This is a genomic window from Paraburkholderia kururiensis JCM 10599 = LMG 19447 (assembly GCF_003986935.1).
Lineage (GTDB): Bacteria > Pseudomonadota > Gammaproteobacteria > Burkholderiales > Burkholderiaceae > Paraburkholderia > Paraburkholderia kururiensis.
On the sequence record NZ_RJZE01000098.1, the window covers coordinates 1 to 1,127 of the forward strand.

Below are 1,127 nucleotides of genomic sequence, written 5' to 3' on the forward strand. Positions count from 1 at the left end.
GCATTGGCTGCACGGTTGACGTGCGAACCGACGCGAGAATCGGGAGGCGGGTGCCGTGACTGCTGAGTCCTGTGTCTCGACAAGCCTTCGAAGGCGTTTTTTGCGCAGATCTGCGCGTTCAAGACGCACCTCGGGCTTCGATGGCCAGCAACCGCCTCCTGGCGATCACGATGTTGGCCAAGCCGAACAGGCTGAACAGTTGCGCCTCGTTCTTGGCCAGCCCCTTATAGCGCGTCTTCCGGTGACGGAATAGGTTCTTGATGACATGAAACGGATGCTCGACCTTGGCCCGAACGCTGGCCTTCAGTTGCTCGGCCTGTTCCAACGACCGCGCCCACTTGAACCCAGGGTTGAGTTGCTTGCGCTTGCCCGGCTTCATCGCCACGTGCCACTGCGGCCCCAGCGCTTCTTCGCGTTTGTCCACGCCCTGATAGCCGGCATCTCCGAAGGCAACCGTCTCCTGCCCATGCAGCAAGTCGCCGGCTTGTGTCACGTCAGCGACGTTGGCCGCCGTGCCGATGACCGTATGCACGAGGCCCGACTCGGCATCCACGCCGATGTGCGCCTTCATGCCAAAGTGCCACTGATTGCCCTTCTTTGTTTGATGCATCTCGGGATCGCGCGCCTTCTCGGCATTCTTCGTCGAACTGGGCGCGGCGATGATCGTCGCGTCAACGATGGTGCCTGCACGCATCAGCAAGCCTTGTTCGGCCAAGTGTGCGTTGATCTCGTCAAACAGCGCCCGCGTCAGGTCGTTGTCCTGCAGCAGACGGCGGAATTTCAGCAGCGTCGTGGCATCAGGCACCGACTCGCGCGACAGGTCGATGCCCACGAACTCGCGCAAGGCCTGGCTGTCGTACAACGCGTCCTCCAGCGCCTCGTCGGCCAAGCCATACCACTGCTGCAGACAGTACATGCGCAGCATCCTCGGCACCCCGATGGGCTGTCGGCCCACGCGTCCGCTCTTCGGATACAGCGGCTCGATTACCGCAATCAGGCGAGGCCACGGCACGATGCGCTCCATCTCGCCAAGAAACTTCTCGCGCCGTGTTTGCTTCTTCTTCATCGCGTACTCGGCGCTCGCAAAGCTGCGTTGGCTCATGTCCGTAGAGTTATGTTCCCGTTGC

Annotated in this window: 1 protein-coding gene; it reads right to left on the reverse strand. The window is 61.7% G+C overall.

The window, feature by feature from the left end; all coding sequences use genetic code 11:
• Positions 1 to 118 precede the first annotated feature (118 nt).
• Entirely contained in the window at positions 119 to 1,102 is a 984-nt protein-coding gene (locus PKKP23_RS33410; RefSeq protein ID WP_126880078.1) for an IS5 family transposase, read from the reverse strand.
• Positions 1,103 to 1,127 lie beyond the last annotated feature (25 nt).